This is a genomic window from Hyphomicrobium sp. (genome assembly GCF_009026145.1).
Classification (GTDB): Bacteria; Pseudomonadota; Alphaproteobacteria; order Rhizobiales; family Hyphomicrobiaceae; genus Hyphomicrobium_A.
Window position 1 is genome coordinate 235,040 of sequence record NZ_WBUE01000003.1, and the last position, 15,094, is coordinate 250,133.

At 63.5% G+C, this 15,094-nt stretch carries 16 protein-coding genes, 1 tRNA gene and 1 pseudogene; 6 read left to right on the forward strand and 12 right to left on the reverse strand.

The window, feature by feature from the left end:
* Positions 1 to 44 precede the first annotated feature (44 nt).
* The 8 genes from fliQ to F9K20_RS04540 form a co-directional block, all read right to left on the reverse strand.
* Complete coding sequence (gene fliQ / locus F9K20_RS04505) at positions 45 to 311, reverse strand: flagellar biosynthesis protein FliQ (protein WP_290997774.1); 267 nt, start codon at positions 309 to 311, stop codon at positions 45 to 47.
* Complete coding sequence (flgD, locus tag F9K20_RS04510) at positions 311 to 718, reverse strand: flagellar hook assembly protein FlgD (protein ID WP_290997777.1); 408 nt, start codon at positions 716 to 718, stop codon at positions 311 to 313. The genes fliQ and flgD overlap by 1 nt, the downstream gene beginning before the upstream one ends.
* Positions 718 to 1,158 (reverse strand): flagellar biosynthesis repressor FlbT, encoded by a 441-nt coding sequence (gene flbT, locus F9K20_RS04515; protein WP_290997780.1) that lies wholly within the window; start codon positions 1,156 to 1,158, stop codon positions 718 to 720. The genes flgD and flbT overlap by 1 nt, the downstream gene beginning before the upstream one ends.
* Positions 1,155 to 1,502, reverse strand: coding sequence for a flagellar biosynthesis regulator FlaF (gene flaF, locus F9K20_RS04520; RefSeq protein WP_290997783.1), 348 nt, complete (start codon positions 1,500 to 1,502; stop codon positions 1,155 to 1,157). The genes flbT and flaF overlap by 4 nt, the downstream gene beginning before the upstream one ends.
* A gap of 44 nt (positions 1,503 to 1,546) precedes the next feature.
* Positions 1,547 to 2,596 carry a flagellar hook-associated family protein gene (locus F9K20_RS04525; RefSeq protein WP_290997786.1) on the reverse strand — a complete coding sequence of 350 codons (1,050 nt, stop codon included), beginning with the start codon at positions 2,594 to 2,596 and terminating at the stop codon, positions 1,547 to 1,549.
* Between the two features lie 4 nt (positions 2,597 to 2,600).
* Entirely contained in the window at positions 2,601 to 4,070 is a 1,470-nt protein-coding gene (flgK, locus tag F9K20_RS04530) for a flagellar hook-associated protein FlgK (RefSeq protein ID WP_290997789.1), read from the reverse strand.
* Positions 4,071 to 4,108: 38 nt separating this feature from the next.
* A complete protein-coding gene (locus F9K20_RS04535; protein WP_290997791.1) occupies positions 4,109 to 5,371 on the reverse strand; it encodes a flagellar hook protein FlgE in 1,263 nt (420 codons plus the stop codon).
* An 82-nt stretch (positions 5,372 to 5,453) separates the two neighbouring features.
* Complete coding sequence (locus F9K20_RS04540; protein ID WP_290997794.1) at positions 5,454 to 6,122, reverse strand: response regulator transcription factor; 669 nt, start codon at positions 6,120 to 6,122, stop codon at positions 5,454 to 5,456.
* Positions 6,123 to 6,326: 204 nt separating this feature from the next.
* On the opposite strand from F9K20_RS04540, the gene F9K20_RS04545 reads away from it, so the two are divergent.
* Together F9K20_RS04545 and F9K20_RS04550 are read left to right on the forward strand one after the other, a co-directional pair.
* Positions 6,327 to 7,073: a hypothetical protein gene (locus tag F9K20_RS04545; RefSeq protein ID WP_290997797.1), complete on the forward strand. Its 747-nt coding sequence runs from the start codon at positions 6,327 to 6,329 to the stop codon at positions 7,071 to 7,073.
* 107 nt (positions 7,074 to 7,180) lie between these two features.
* Complete coding sequence (locus F9K20_RS04550) at positions 7,181 to 7,381, forward strand: hypothetical protein (protein ID WP_290997800.1); 201 nt, start codon at positions 7,181 to 7,183, stop codon at positions 7,379 to 7,381.
* Between the two features lie 126 nt (positions 7,382 to 7,507).
* Here F9K20_RS04550 and F9K20_RS04555 read toward each other — a convergent pair.
* The 3 genes from F9K20_RS04555 to F9K20_RS04565 all read right to left on the reverse strand — a co-directional run bounded on the left by F9K20_RS04555 (position 7,508) and on the right by F9K20_RS04565 (position 10,780).
* Positions 7,508 to 7,584 (reverse strand) — tRNA-Arg (locus F9K20_RS04555).
* Between the two features lie 117 nt (positions 7,585 to 7,701).
* Entirely contained in the window at positions 7,702 to 9,219 is a 1,518-nt protein-coding gene (locus tag F9K20_RS04560; protein ID WP_290997846.1) for an ATP-binding protein, read from the reverse strand.
* Between the two features lie 85 nt (positions 9,220 to 9,304).
* Positions 9,305 to 10,780, reverse strand: coding sequence for an FAD-dependent oxidoreductase (locus F9K20_RS04565; RefSeq protein ID WP_290997803.1), 1,476 nt, complete (start codon positions 10,778 to 10,780; stop codon positions 9,305 to 9,307).
* A gap of 265 nt (positions 10,781 to 11,045) precedes the next feature.
* Between F9K20_RS04565 and rpmH the strand changes: the two genes are divergently transcribed.
* The 4 genes from rpmH to yihA all read left to right on the forward strand — a co-directional run bounded on the left by rpmH (position 11,046) and on the right by yihA (position 14,280).
* The gene (rpmH, locus tag F9K20_RS04570; RefSeq protein ID WP_290997806.1) at positions 11,046 to 11,180 is read left to right on the forward strand and encodes a 50S ribosomal protein L34; all 135 of its coding nucleotides are present in this window, start codon (positions 11,046 to 11,048) and stop codon (positions 11,178 to 11,180) included.
* 68 nt (positions 11,181 to 11,248) lie between these two features.
* Positions 11,249 to 11,626, forward strand: coding sequence for a ribonuclease P protein component (gene rnpA, locus F9K20_RS04575; protein ID WP_290997810.1), 378 nt, complete (start codon positions 11,249 to 11,251; stop codon positions 11,624 to 11,626).
* 123 nt (positions 11,627 to 11,749) lie between these two features.
* Positions 11,750 to 13,609 carry a membrane protein insertase YidC gene (gene yidC / locus F9K20_RS04580; RefSeq protein WP_290997812.1) on the forward strand — a complete coding sequence of 620 codons (1,860 nt, stop codon included), beginning with the start codon at positions 11,750 to 11,752 and terminating at the stop codon, positions 13,607 to 13,609.
* Between the two features lie 26 nt (positions 13,610 to 13,635).
* On the forward strand, positions 13,636 to 14,280 hold the full coding sequence (gene yihA / locus F9K20_RS04585) for a ribosome biogenesis GTP-binding protein YihA/YsxC (RefSeq protein ID WP_290997815.1): 645 nt from the start codon (positions 13,636 to 13,638) through the stop codon (positions 14,278 to 14,280).
* Positions 14,281 to 14,423: 143 nt separating this feature from the next.
* On the opposite strand, the pseudogene F9K20_RS04590 reads toward yihA, so the two are convergent.
* Positions 14,424 to 15,094, reverse strand: a pseudogene (locus tag F9K20_RS04590) (Clp protease); the annotation flags it as partial.

Genomic DNA, 15,094 nt, shown 5'->3' on the forward strand with positions numbered 1-15,094 from the left:
CCAGCGAAGCTTGCGCGAGGATGCCCTGACGCCGTCAGAGACGGTCAAAAGCCGTTCTGGATGCGGCCATACACCTGCTCGGCGAAGGCATAGATCACCGTGCCAATGAAGGGAGCCATCAGCGAGGTCACCAGCAACGTGGCGATGATTTTGGGAATGAACGTCAGGGTGATCTCTTGTATCTGCGTCAGGGCTTGCAGGAGAGCGATGACGATGCCGACCGCCATGGCGGCAACCACGGCAGGGCTGGAGGCAACGATGATGGTCCAGATTGCCGCCTGCACGATATCGAGGGCGTCAGCCTGATTCATCAGCTCACCTTCACGCCTTCGCCGAGCAGGAGCTCCTTGCCGTTCTCCAGGATTGCCACCGCCCCACCGGTTATGATGCGGACAGAGGCGACTTTGCCGCTGACGCTGCCGTCTCCCGCAGTGACAGTGTGTCCGATAAGTCCATCGACCTGCGACAAAGCCATCGAGGTCATCAGCGCGTCGAGCTTGGCATTCGTCTGGATCGCCTGCTCGACATTGGAGAAGGATGCGATCTGCCCCATCCACTCGGCGGGATCAGCGGGATCGGTCGGATCCTGATTCTGCATCTGCGCAATCAGGAGTCTGAGGAAGGCCGTATAGTCGAGCGAAGCAGCGGAGGTCCCGTTCGTTTGCGATGTCTGAGTATTGTTCTGCAACGCCGTGGGAGTTGTCGTCGAAACTTGCATCAGGGCACCTCGCATTGCTGGTGAATGTCGGTATTGTCGGCGCGACTCCCCTGAGCAAGGATGTCATCCTCAATTGCAAAGAGTGAGCGAAGCATTTTGAGCACGTCGAAGAGTCGTCCGCGCTCGAAGAGCTCACGCACTTCCGCGAGGCCCTGGCGAATTGTCACGTTCTCGAAGGACGCCAACAGGGAGGCGTGCGACTCGTGGAACATGGCGCACGCATCCGCGCTGTTGGCCGGATCGATCAGGACCGTCTGAACGACGAAGTAGAGCTGACGCAGCGGGGTTCGCGTGTTCTCGGGATGGAGAACGTGGTGCTCCAAGAGGAAGGTGACGTCGTTGAGGAACTCTATGGAGACCTTGCGATCGACCTTGAGCACGGCCCCGTTGACGTAAATCCGCTCTCCCGGCTTCAGGGAGATTTGCAGGTTTTTCTTCATTTGAGGCCGTCGTGGAGAGCCGTCGTGACTTCGATCAGCGGCTTGAAGTCGGTCGACTTGCCCAGCCGAATGTTCTCCGTCTCGCGGATCACCCAAAGACCGATCGAGATGATCTCGGCGCGAAGCTCTTTGGGCAACGCATTCTCGGGACTTGCAAGATCTTCCAGGAAGGTCGCCCAGATGCGGCGGCAGTACGCAAGCGCCTCAATCGCCTCGCGCGAATTGGGCCCCTTTTCGTCCGCCGCCTTGAACAGCTCCAAACACCGCTCGAACAGCTGCCGCTCCCGCTCGCGGGCGAGCTTCGGGCTATTCTCAAGTACGTCGGCGTAGGGAATTTGGTACATTTCTCGTCTCTGTTTCAGAATGGTTGAGCGTTGCGTTCACTAGATCAGAGGTAGTCGAGAATGCTGAGGCCCATGATGCGCGCGGTCAGCGCGTAGGAGGTCTCAATCTGCGTTAACAGTGCCGACACCCGGGTCGCGGCCTCGTTTGGATCGACAGCTTCAAGCGAGTTCACCTGCGTGGTCATGATGTCGAGCTGCAGTGACATCCGCTCGCTGGCGTCGCTGACTCGCTGCTGCGCGACTCCAAGCTTCGACTGCAGCTCGCTCAGGTCTTGAATCGCCTCGTTGACGTCGCGGATTGCCTGATCGACGACCGCCTCAAAGGCCGGTTGACTGAGATTCTCGACCCCGAGATCGGCGACCATGGTGTAAGCCTTGGCCAGCTTGCGGAAGGCCGCCTCGTTGGCGTTGGTCGACGTCTCGATGAGCTCGCTCGTCGAGATGCGATTGCGCATGTTCTGGCTCGAGGCCGACGACCAGTCCGCGCTCCAAGACGGGTCGTTGAACAGATCCGCGAATGTCGTGTCGAGAAAAGTCTGCATGTCGGCCGCGCTGATATTCTGCACGGCCGGGTCCGACTGTGTGATTCCGAAGTCTGCCAGGAACGCATTTGCAACGCCCTGGCGGCTGGCGGGCGCGGGGGTGCCGAAATACTCGGTGATCGGTTTCACGTCGGAGTTCACGCCGGCAAACAGGTAGCCGTCGCCGAACGACGTGTTCACGGTGTCGAGGAAGCCTTCGAGCCGGCTCTCGGCTTCGGTTTGCACCCCTAAGGCGTTCGCCCCACCGATGCGCGAGCCCAGCAACTGGCCGACGAAGTCCTGCGCATTGTCGACAAGATTCTGCAGCGTCGATTGCGTTGCCTTGAGGCGCGTGGAGACGGTTGTGTTGGTCTCGATGATGGTCGTGAGACGCGAATGCTCCTGGCGCAAGGAGATCGCTTGGCTGGTTCGGAAGCCGAGGCTCTTTCCCACGTCGGCAAGCCGACTGGTGGTCATTTCCTTCTCGGCCTCGGCCAGCTCCTGCTGCACCTTCATCAGCGACGAGCGGGTCGCCGCAGAGATCGCGCTGGTGGAGATGAACGTTGTCTTCATCGCGTCATCCCACTGATGCCAACAGCGTGGCCAGCATCGAGTCGATGGTGGAGATCAGCTTGCTGGATGCCTGGTAAGTTCGCTCGAGCTCGAGCATCAGCGTCATTTCTTCGTCGAGATTGACGCCCGTGACCTTGCTGAGAGCCTCGGAGGACCGTTCCAGAAGAGTGACGCGGTAGTCGGCCTCATCACTCGCTGTCCTTCGAGCCTCCTCGAGCCACGCCGCCGAAGAGGAAGCGAAACTCTTGAGAGTCGCGGAAGAGGAGAGGTTCGCCGCAGGATCGAACGGTTGCGTTGCGTTCATCTGATCGAGCAGTTGCTCCAGACGATCCGTATAGGCGGACGCCCCGCTGGAGTTGTAGAGGTAGGCAGCGCCGTTGATACCGCCGTCGCGCAAAAGCTCCGCATTGCCGCCCTGATCAGGATCGACCAACGCGTTGACCGTAATAGCACCGGCCAACCCAGCCGTGATGCTGCCGCTCGGTGGGAGCGCCGGGGCGCCGCTCCAGGTGAACAGACCTGGCACGTCGGGCAGCGCGGGTACGGCACTCTGATCGCTCTCTGCGAACGCGGCGATCAAGCCTCTCGCAACCTCGTCGAGCTGGCTCTGATAGGTGACCGCAAGCTCGTCCCTCACCTTCACAAGGCCAGTGATGCGCCCGGAGCCCACGCCCATGGTGGCCGAGCTTCCCGTGATGGGCACGCCATCTGCGTAGACGGCGTTTCCGGTTGTAGCCGCCGAGTAGATGGACGTCGGCTGGAAGGTGATAGCCCGCGCGCTCACGTCGAACAGCGTGACGCCGCTGTCCGTGTAGATCGCCATGTCGTTGTCGGCGCGCGTAAAGGTTCTGATCCCGATCTCCCCGGAGATCTCTTTCAGGATCTGATCGCGCTGATCGAGATAGTCGGTGACATCCGCACCGGACCTCGTTCCCTTGACAATTTCGGCATTCACCGCCTCGAAGCGCGACAGCAGCGTGTTGAGATTCTCGACAGCGCCGGCAATGTCCGCATCGGCCTGGGCCCGAACGTTCTGCACGAGGTCGGTGGCGCTGTTGAGTGCCGTAGCCAGGTCGCGCGCCGTGGCCACTGCCGACTGGGCGTGAGCCGTGCTGGCCGGAGCCGCCGCGTATTGTTGAATCGCATTGGCCAGCTTTTGCACGAGCGCCGCCGGCGAGGATTCGAGCTCCGTGTCGTTTACGGTCTGCTCCAGCTGCTCGAGCGCTTCGACGATCGCGCGCTGGCCAGCCTCGCTCGACGTGCTGCTCAGCACATTGTTGAAGAGGGCAACATTGACGACGCGGGTCACCGAGGCGAGACGCACCCCATAACCCGGGATGGTGATGACCTCGGCGTTCTTGCGCGATGCCGTAGGATCTCCCGCGCGCGCAACGTTGCGCGAGAGGACCGACGTCTGCTCAGCCGTCGTAGCCAGGCTAGATATGGCCGTATTTAGACTGGCTGAGAGCGACATCTAATTAAATTCCCGAGGCTCGCGTAGCTGCGGATCCCTTAACGCTTGAGGTTGACGAGGACTTCCATCAACTCCGAACCCGTCTGAAAGACCTTGGAGTTGGCCGTGTAGTTGCGCTCCGCTTCGATCATCGTCGTGAGTTCGGAGGCAAGATCAACCGTCGACTGCTCGAGAGCGCCCGACACCATCGTCCCAAATCCGCTCTCGCCCGGGAAGCCGATCTGAATCTCTCCGGAATCGGCGGTTGGCACGAAGACGTTGCCGGCCAGGGGCTGCATGTTGTCCGGGCTTGCCACGCCCGCGAGGGGAATCTTGTAGGTCGCGACGCGTGTGCCGCTCTCGAACACAGCGTAAAGCGTGCCGTCATCGGCGATTTCGATACGCTCAACCTCGCTCGGAGCATTGCCGTTGACGACCGTCGCATCGAGGATGGTGTAGTCGGCCGCCAGCTGACTGCTACCCGACATGTCGAGCACGAGCGTCGCGCCATTTGGTATAGGCACGCTGATCGACGTCGGACTCGATGGATCGAGCTGGCCGTTCGTCATGTCGAAGGTCAGCGTCTGGGTCGCCAGCGCACCGCCCGCGTACGGGAAGCCGCCACCTGGCGCAGCATCGGCACTATTGAAGACCGAGATCTCCCAATCGCCGCCGCCGAGATTGGAGGAGTAAACGTCGAGGGTTATCTGATTGCCGAGGTTGTCATAGGCGACCAGCGACGACATCGCCGTATACTGGGCCGTCGCGGCGTTGGCCGACGGCAGATTGGCGGGCGCAATTACGGTGGAGTTCACGGGCAGGTTGACGTTGAGCGCGCCCGCAGTCGAAGGGTTGGCCTGAAGCGCAAGAGTGCCGATGTTGACGACCTCCAGCCCCGCGGTTCCGTTCGCGACGATGGTGGGGCCGCCGCCGAGCAGGCTGTAACCCATGAGCTTGTAGCCGGCCGCGTTCACCAGGTCTCCTGTCCCGTTCGGAGTGAAGGAACCGGCGCGCGTCAGAAAGGTCTGCCCGCTATCCGACGAGACCAGGAAGAAACCCTGGCCCTTGACTGCTAGATCCGAGACCGACGTTGTAAAGTTGAAGGCGCCTTGCTCGCTGATCGCATAGCGCGTGTGTGATTCGACGCTGCCCGAGACGTACTCGGTCCCTCCCGAATCAAGAACGAGCGAGGAGAACTCCATCGACGCGCGCTTGTAGCCCGTGGTACTCGAGTTCGCGATGTTGTCGGAGACGGCACCCAGCCGATTGGCCTGCGCAGCCATGCCGGATGCACTCGTTCGCATCGTACTGTAGAGACCCATTGGCTATGCTCCTCGTAATGCAACCGCATAGCGGATTGGATCATTTCGGGCTTGCGCGAGGCTGAATTGGCGCCCGCTTTATTTAAACGATCAGCCGGTAGCCCAGGTAACGTTGCGAATCGATCGGGTCATGCCCCAGCCGGTGGCGCAACCTCTTGCGCAGCTTACTGATATGACTCTCGATCACGTTCTCATCGATCTCGTCTGAGAAGAGGCCGTAGACGAAATTGAAGATCTGAGTCTTCGTGACGCGTCGCCCCTTGTTGCTGACCAGATATTCTAGAATGCGCCGCTCGCGCCGCGGCAGGTGCAGCTGCTGCCCCGCGACCTCTGGGTCGCGCCCGTCGCCAAACACGCGAATGTACCCGCTGGCGGTGCCCTCGAACTCGACCGCAACTCGCTGCTTGATGGCCCTGATCCGCGCCAGGATCTCGTGAATGTGTACCGTGTCGCCGATAACGTCATCGACGCCGGAAGCGAAGAGTTCGAGCGTCTCTTGAAGCGATTTGCCGCCGTTGAGAGCGAGCACCGGCGCACGCGACCGCTGCTTGATCATCCTCGGGAAAGTACGGCGGTCACTGAATTCGCCCAGAACAAAGGCCTCGACAGCGGCCAAGTCGGGGTCGGGAGCGGTTCTCACCCAATCCTGGAAGTCCGATGCCGCCAGCCCTTCTGTGGAGATGCCCTCGCGGCTAAACCCTAGCGTGTCTACATCCGTCAACGCCTCACGATCATCGACAATTATGATCATCGTAGCCCCCCGAATCGCTTGATGATCAGGATGTCATTCCACAAGTTATGCACAACAACCTATGATTGATCTCCGATAATCGTCTCACTGAATAGATTTGCTGATGCGAGTTTGCATCTATCGTTGTTGGTCGACACCGACACCCACTCCCTCTGGTATTTGCGCAAGCTTGGCGCAGGCTGACCATCCTAATGAAATCTCGACTTGATCGGGATCGAGGGAATGCTGGCAGCGAGATCACCACTCATTCTTGTGTGCGCGGCGGGGCTCCTGGCTGCGCATGCGTGCGTCGAGCTTGGTGGTGCCACGAGTAAAGCCGCGGTCGCGTTCTACGCCTTTGCTCTGATGATTGGTGGCCCGATCTTTGTTCTTGCCTGGTTTGGATCCCTGTCGGAGTCCGACGAGAAGCGCAGGGCGCGCCAGCGTCAGCTCAACAGTCAGAAGTCCGAGGCCCTTCTCTGGCAGAGGACCCTGCGGGAGCTGCAGCCTTCGACATGGACGCCTCTGCATCACGCGGGGCTTTCAGTCAGCGATCCGGCCGGCACCGCGGCCAAGTCTGCTCGTCGGGTATTCGCACGAGTTGCCGCTACCTTCGCGACGTGGGTCTGTGAAGGAATGCGTGCCACGCGGCCCATTTTGGGACTCTGCCTGGCCATTGCATCGACCATCGGACTCGCGGGGTGCGGCGTGCCTGCCGAAGCCTGGGCCACGGTACGGCCGGGAATGGGGACCAAAGAGCTCGTCGCCCTGGTAGGGGGGCCGGACTACGTCAGATCGAACGGAACCGTCGAGGTCTGGCAGTACTGCCGCGATTTTCCCGGACGCGATGAAGGACGCTACGCCCGATACTATACGGCCGTGATCGTTGACGGGCGGGAGGTTCGGGACGTGCAGCCCTATCCTGTCATGTCCGCCGCCGGCTGCGAGGACTTTTATCGCGCGGATTTCTAGCCCAGCCGGCGATTGAGAAATCTCGAAGGGATGCTTATCTTGATTGGCACGCTCATTGCTTTCTGGGGGGTAACAGACAGTTAGCGTAAGTTGGAGCTTTGCTCCCCATGGTCACCTGGCGCAATCGGTCGATCGACACCCTCTCCGTCCCAGAGCTGCGCCGCGCGCTCGATGACGCGATCAACGAGATCGCCTGGTCGCGAGCCGCGCCGAGCTCCGCCTCTTTCTTTTATGCGCTGCTGCTCGGCTTCTCGGCTGGAGCCATAGTGGCCGCCGCCGCAGTTCTTACTTTCTCGATATTCGCTTAGCGTTGCTGCGCATCGCAAGGCGGCACCGCCATGGGCAACTGGCACCCTCCGCCGGCACGAGTTGACATCATCGAGCGCGCAAGAAGCCGCGGCGTACCTGATGGTGACTAGCCTGCTGGAGATAATTGGCGCGCCCGAAAGGATTCGAACCTCTGACCCCCAGATTCGTAGTCTGGTGCTCTATCCAGCTGAGCTACGGGCGCTTGCCTGCACCATTATATGGCCGCGCAGAGGCCTAAGGCGATCAGTGGGGGAAGCACCCCACCGAAGCTCGCCACTACTAATGGCTCAGACCGGGCGGCGCAAGGGTCTTGGCGGCGCTACGCACGGTCGCGCGGCGCGGGCGCAGAAACGGCCGTCGCCTCCGGCCCGTCGGGGTCGTAATGCACCCCGCGATCGGGGATCTCGAACTGGAATGTCGCGCCTTTATCCGTCTCGAGCAGCCGCACGTGGCCGCCATGCACGGCGATGATCTCGGCGGCGATGGCAAGGCCCAAGCCGGTGCCGCCCTTGCGCTGCGAGCCGGTGAACGCCTCGAACAGGTGCTCGCGCGCCTTCTGCGGCACGCCCGGGCCATTGTCGTGCACCTCGACGAACACGCGGCGGCCGTCGCGCCAGGCCCTTATGCGGATCTCGCCGTGCGGGGAGCCGGGCGCGCCCTCGATCGCCTCGATGGCGTTGCGCACGAGGTTCGAGAGGATGCGGAACAAGTGATCGCGGTCGGCATCGATGCGCAGGGTGTCGTCCATGTCGAGCACCCAATCGAGGCTGCCCTCGCGCGGCAGGCCGAGCGCCTCGCCGACCTCCTCGACCAACGGCTTAAGGCGCATGAGCTCGCGCCGCGGTGCCGCCTCCTCGGCACGCCCGAAACGCAGCGTGTCGTTGCAGAAGTTGATGGCGCGATCGAGCGAGGCGATGAGCTTGGGCGCAAACCGCTGCACGGTAGGATCGGGAACCGCGGTCAAGCGGTCCGACAGCAGCTGCGCGTTGGCCAGCATGCCGCGCAGGTCGTGGTTGATCTTGCTCACCGCGAGGCCGAGCTGTGCCAGCCGCGTCTTCTGCAACAGCGTCCCGGAGAGCTGCCGCTGCATCTCGCCGAGCTCCCGTTCTGCCACCCCGATCTCGTCGTGGCGGCTGGAGGGGACGATGATGCGCGAGGGGTCTTCCGGATCCTGCCGAAAATGCACCATGGCACGCGTGATGCGCATCATCGGCCGCACCAGCAGCCGGCTAATGGCAAAGTAGACGAGCGCCGCCGTCGCCAGCGAGATGACGATGGAGACGCCGAGGATGTTCAGGGCATAGGCGTTGAGCGCCGCTTTCAGCGGCGCTTCCGGCATGACGATCTCGACCAGGTCGTCAGGGTCGTCGCCGATGCTGCCGAGCACGCGAATAGTACGCCCGTCCGGCGCGAAGAACACGGCGATCGCATCGCCGATCTGCTCCAGTCGCAGGCCGATGCTCTCCCACCAGCTCTCGGGGCGCTGGCGCAGATCGTAGTGCGCGTCGATGGTCATCTGCGGATCGACAGGCAGCACCAGCCGCCGCACGCCCTGGCGGCGCGAGGCAATCGCCTTCACCTGTGCCGTGCGCAGCATCTCGGCTCTGAGGCCGGAGGGAACGTCGCCGCCCGGAAAGCCTTCAGCGGCGAGCGTCGCAAGTTGCGCGGCGGTGAGGCGCTCGTTCAGCCAGTCGACGCGGAAGGTGGAAATCGAAGGCAAAAAGATCAGCACCTCGGCCAACATGACGAATACGGCCGTCAGCATCAGCAGCTTGGCGGGCAAGCCGAGGTCGCGCCAATTCCTTTGGTACTTTGCGGCCCATTCGGGAATCCGCACGCGCCGCCACCAGTTGGCAAAGGTTAGCCGCTGCACCTCGTTTTTGTTGTCGCGGAGCACGCGCTTCCTTTCGCTCCAGAGACCCTCATCCGAGTTTAGCAAGGAAGTTTATAACCTTACGTAATGTGGGGCTTGCCGGCGTTGCTGCATAGTAGCTGGCAGCCACGCGCTTGTTGATCTCGGCCAGCGTCGGATACGGGGCAATCCAGCTGGTCATGGCCTTGATGTTGAGGCCCTGAGTGATGGCCAGAGACCACATCTGGATCAGCTCCCCGGCCTGCGCACCGACAATGCCTGCGCCGAGGATCTTGCCGTCCCTGCTGGTGATGATCTTGACGTGCCCTACGGTTGTCCGCTCCGCCTGGGCGCGATCATTCTCGCGATAGGGCCAGCGCAGTACGTGTATCTTCTGGGCGCGCTTGGCGGCCTCCGCCTCCGAGAGGCCGACATAGGCGATCTCCGGGTCGGTGAACGTGGCGCGCGGGATGAGTCGCTCGTCGACCCGCGCCGGCAGGCGCAGCAGGGCGCGGCGAACGACGATGCCGGCGTGGTAGTCTGCCACCTGGACATACGGCGCCCCGCCGGCGACGTCGCCAATGGCGAAGACACGCCGGTTGGAGGTTTTCAGGCCCGCGTTGACCTTGATACCGCGCCCGTCGTGGCGAATGCCCGCCGCCTCGAGGCCGAGGTCGGATGTCGATGGCCGGCGTCCCACCGCGAGGAGCAGGTGACTGCCTTCGACCACATGCTTCTCGCCGCCGACGCTGACGTTGACGCGCACCCGACCGAGGGCACCCTCGATGCTCTCTACCTTCGTGCCCTCGTGAACGCTGACGCCTTCTTCGGCGAGTTGCTCGAGCACGAATTTGGAGAGTTCGGGATCCTCGTCGGCCAACGCCTTGTCGGCTTCGAGCACCATCACGCGCGAGCCGAGCCGGCTGTGCGTCTGGGCCAGCTCCAGCCCCGTCGGCCCGCCACCGATGATGATCAGGCTATGCAGGCGTTCCTGGTTGGCGAAGATGGTCTCGTTGGTGAAGTAAGGCACACTGTCGAGGCCGGGGATGGCCGGTATCGACGGGGCCGAGCCCGTGGCGATGACAAAGCGCCGTGCCCTGATGCGGTATTCGCCGGCGACGACTGTCTTCTTGTTGATGAAGCGGGCGGCGGCGTGAATGACGCGCACGCCGAGGCCAGTAAAACGCTCGGCGGCGAAGTTCGGCGCCACCCCGGCAACGACGCTCTCAACGTGCGCGTTGACGGTGCGCATGTCGACTTCCGGGTCGCGGCCTGCGATGCCGAATGCGGCGGCGCTGCGCATGGCATGCGCGCGGTTGGCCACTGCCGCCAGGGCCCTCGACGGGATGCAGCCATAGTTCAGCGCATCGCCCCCGAACTTGTGGCGCTCGACCAGCACGACGCTGCGCCCGAAAGCGGCGGCACCTGTAGCTACCGCCAGGCCGCCGGGACCAGCACCGATGACGCAGATGTCGGCGGTGATGTTCTCGCTTTCGGCGTCCGCGCTGGCGACAGGCGGCGCCTGAGTAGGTTTAGATGCCGGCATTGCCATGTTCCATGTCTGTGGGTAGCCCCCATGCCCCCGGATGGCTATTTCACCGGGCCGAGCGGTAAATCTGGTTTGCCATTTCCAGCGCCTCGACGCACCAGTCTTGGTATCGGCGACCGTGGATTAACGGCCGTCGGCATGCGTTGACTTGGCCGCAGCCACCCCGTATAAGCCCGGCAATCCTTGAGAAGCATGGGCCACTGCCGACGGCGACCGCAAGGTTGGCAGGCGCCATATTCGCGACGGGCACTGGAGCTGTATCGTGAAGCGCACCTATCAACCGAGCCGGCTCGTCCGCAAGCGTCGCCATGGCTTTCGCAAGCGTATGCTGACCAAGGGCGGCATGCGCGTTTTGATGCGCCGGCGCGCCAAGGGCCGCAAGCGCCTGTCGGCTTGAGCGGGTGGGCATAACCTCCCGGCCGCCCGCCGCCGAGCGCAGCCCTCGACGGGCAGGGGATCTGCGCCGTGGCATCAGCTACCGTCAAGAAGCGCAGCGAATTTCTTTGGGTCAGGGGTGGCCGCCGCTGGAGTGCGGCTGCTTTCGTCTTGGAGGCCCGCGGCCGACAGAATGTCGCGGACGCGGAAGCACCCGCCCGCTTCGGCTTCACTGTATCCAAGAAGGTGGGCGGTGCCGTCGTCCGCAATCGCGTGCGCCGGCGGTTGCGGGCACTCACAGCCGCCTTGAGCCCAGATCAGCTGCGGCCGGGCTTCGACTACGTGCTGATCGCCCGCTCCGCCGCCGTGGACCGCAGTTTTGCCGATCTCAAGGCGGACCTCGATCAGGCCCTGGCGCGCGTTCATCAAGCCCCGGGGCAAAAGCGCCGAGGGCAGAAGAACGCATGATTTCCGGCTTTGCGATTGGGTGGTCTCGGAGTATTGGCACTGGCGCCTCAACGAGCGCGGTCCTCGCGCATCCCATGATGGCGGGCCGCTCCATGGGGCAACGAGAACGGCGCTGAGGCATCGATGCAGTCGCAAGACCCCGATCAACAAAGAAACCTTCTGCTCGCCGTCGTTCTCTCGATGGCGGTGCTGCTCGGCTGGCAGCTCTTCTATGCCGGACCGAAGCTGCGTGATGAGCAGGCGCGCCAACGCACCCAGCAGGAGCTGTCGCAGCCGCAGGATGCCGCCAAGCCGGTCGCCCCTCCCGACGCCGCCGTTCCCAGCGCGGCGCCGCCTGCCGCCAGCCTCTCGCGTGAGGATGCCGTCAAGACCTCACCGCGCCTCGCCGTCGAAACGCCGTCGCTGAAAGGCTCGATCGCTCTGCGCAGCGGGCGCATCGACGACCTCGTTCTCGTCAAGTACCACGAGACCGTCGACCCCAAGAGCCCCAACGTCGTCCTCTTCTCGCCGACCGACAGCCCGCATCCCTATTTCGCCGAATATGGCTGGGTTGCACCGGCCGGCTCGAACGTCAAAGTGCCCGACCGCGACACGCTCTGGCAGGTGCAGGGCTCTGCGCAGCTGACACCTACCGCGCCCGTGACGCTCACCTGGGACAACGGCCAGAGCGTCGTCTTCAAGCGCACCATCTCGGTCGACGACAACTACATGTTCAAGATCGTCGACGAGGTCGAAAACCGGTCGGCCGCCGACGTTTCGCTGGCGCCCTATGCGCGCGTGCATCGCTACGGCACGCCGAAGATCGAGAACATCTGGATCCTGCACGAAGGCCTGATCGGCATCATCGGGGCGCAAGGCGAGCAGCGCAGCAAGTACGCCGACGCGCTGGAGGAGCCGCTGCGCACCTTCGAGCCGGCGACGGGCGGCTGGCTGGGATTCACCGACAAATATTGGGCAGCGACCGTCATCCCCGATCAGACGGCCCGTTATCGGGCGCAGTTCTCTGCCCAGGCGCCGAAGCTGCCGAGCGAGCAGCCTTCCTACCAAGCCGACTACCTTCGCGACGCCATCAAGGTGCCGGCGGGACAGACGGGCAAGATCGAATCGCAGCTGTTTGCCGGCGCCAAACAGATGCAGCTCCTGCAGGCCTACCAGAACACCGGCATTCAGCAGTTCGACCTGCTGATCGACTGGGGATGGTTCTTCTTCATCACCAAGCCGCTGTTCCAGCTGATGGAGGCCATCAACTCGGTCGTCCACAACTTCGGCGTGACGATCCTGATCCTCACCGTGATCGTGCGGTTGTTCTTCTTCCCGCTGGCCAACAAGCAGTACGCCTCGATGGCCAAGATGAAGAAGCTGCAGCCGCAGATGGAGCAGCTGCGCGAGCGCTACAAGGACGACAAGGTCAAGCAGCAGCAGGAGCTGATGGATCTCTACCGGCGCGAGAAGGTGAATCCGATCGCCGGTTGCTTGCCAATCCTATTGCAGCTGCCGGTGTTCTTCGCCCTCTACAAAGTCCTCTACATCACCATCGACATGCGACACGCGCCGTTCTTCGGCTGGATCAAGGACCTTTCCGCGCCTGATCCGACGTCGCTGTTCAACCTGTTCGGTCTGTTGCCCTTCGCCGTGCCGGAGTTTCTGCACATCGGCGTGTGGCCCCTGCTCATGGGCATCACCATGTGGCTGCAAATGCAGCTCAACCCGCAGCAGCCCGACCCCGTGCAGCAGCAGATCTTCAACTGGATGCCGGTGCTGTTCACCTTCCTCCTGGCGTCGTTCCCCGCCGGCCTCGTTATCTACTGGGCCTGGAGTAACGTGCTGTCCCTCGCCCAGCAGTATTACATCATGCGAAGGCAGGGCGCCGAGATCCATCTCATGGGCAACCTATCACGTCAGTTCAAACCGGTTGCGTCGATGGCCGGGCGCGGCGCCGATGCCATAAAGCGGCGCCGTTCGGGCAAGGAAAAGGGCGAGTAGCCGCGCGCCGCCCAAAGGCAGCGAACATGACCGAGCCCGACAAATCCATGCTCGGCGCTGGCGAGCAGCTGTTCGAGCGGCGCTGGCAACTGTTGAAGAGCGTGCCGGAGCTCGAGTTCCTGCCACCAGCCGACCGGCCCGAGGTCGCGTTTGCCGGCCGCTCCAACGTCGGCAAGTCGAGCCTCATCAATGCGCTGGTGCGCCAGAGCGGCTTGGCCCGCACCTCCAACACACCTGGGCGCACGCAGGAGCTCAACTATTTCCAGAGTGACGGCGAGCCGCTCTATCTCGTCGACATGCCGGGCTACGGCTACGCCAAGGCGCCGGTGGACAAGGTCGCCGCCTGGGGCGCGCTCGTCACCGACTATCTCAAGGGCCGCACCACGCTGGCGCGCGTGTTCCTGCTCATCGACGCCCGGCACGGCCTGAAGCCGACCGACGAGCAGATCGCCGGCATCCTCGATGAAGCAGCGGTCGGCTACCAGGCCGTGCTGACCAAGGCCGATAAGATCAACGCGCACGAGCTCGAGAAGGTTACGCAGGCCACCGCCGCGGCGCTGGCCAAGCATCCGGCGGCGTTCCCGCACGTCATCGTCACCTCGGCGGAAAAAGGAACCGGAATCGCCGAGCTGCGCGCCACCATTGCCGGCATCCTCGCCGACCGCGCCTAGAACACACACCAGGCTCTGTCATCCTCGGCCTTGGGCCGAGGACCCAGCGTTCCGCACATGCGGCGCTCTCTGTATTCGTGGAGCCGTGGATCCTCGGGACAAGCCCGAGGATGACAGTGACAGCAGAATGCGCGGTGCTAACCCTAGCCGGTGAGCATGCGGCCGATGGTATCGAAGGCGCCCTCGCCGAACTTGGCGAGCAGGCCGCCGATCACGGCCGCAAGCCCCCAGCCGGCCCAGCGCGCCGCCGCCTTCGCGTAGTTGGTGCGCACGCGCACGGTGATCACCTGATCGGGGAGCGCCGTCTCCGCCGCCAGTCCGTCGGCGCTCACGGTGCGCGCGGAGATAATGAGCTGCAGCCGCCGGCGCCCCTTCTCGCGCGGCGTCACGTGCCAGCGCCAGCTGGCAAAATCATCCGCTGACAGCAGCATCGCCTTCTCGATCCATTGCGTCTCGGGCGATGCCGTCTCGATGAAGAAGCCGCCGTCGGGGGCGCGCAGGCGCACCGACATGGCCTTGGTCACCATTACCTCGTGCTGGTAGGCGGCGCCGCCGCCCTGCAGCCCTTCGGCCAGCGCCTGCACGTCGGCGCGCGCGATGCGCACCTCAATTAGCGCCGGCACGGCAACGCGCATGAACCGCGGGATGTTCTCGACCAATTGGCCGATCTCGGCGCGTGGCGAGACCGGTCGGGCGCCGGGCCGCTGCATCGTCGGCGGCACGGCTGCGTGGCGGCTCAGCTCGTAGGCGACCGGTACGCCGCTCGAGCCCGCGCCGACGCCCCTTGGACGTTCGGGCTCGGGCCAGGGGGCGA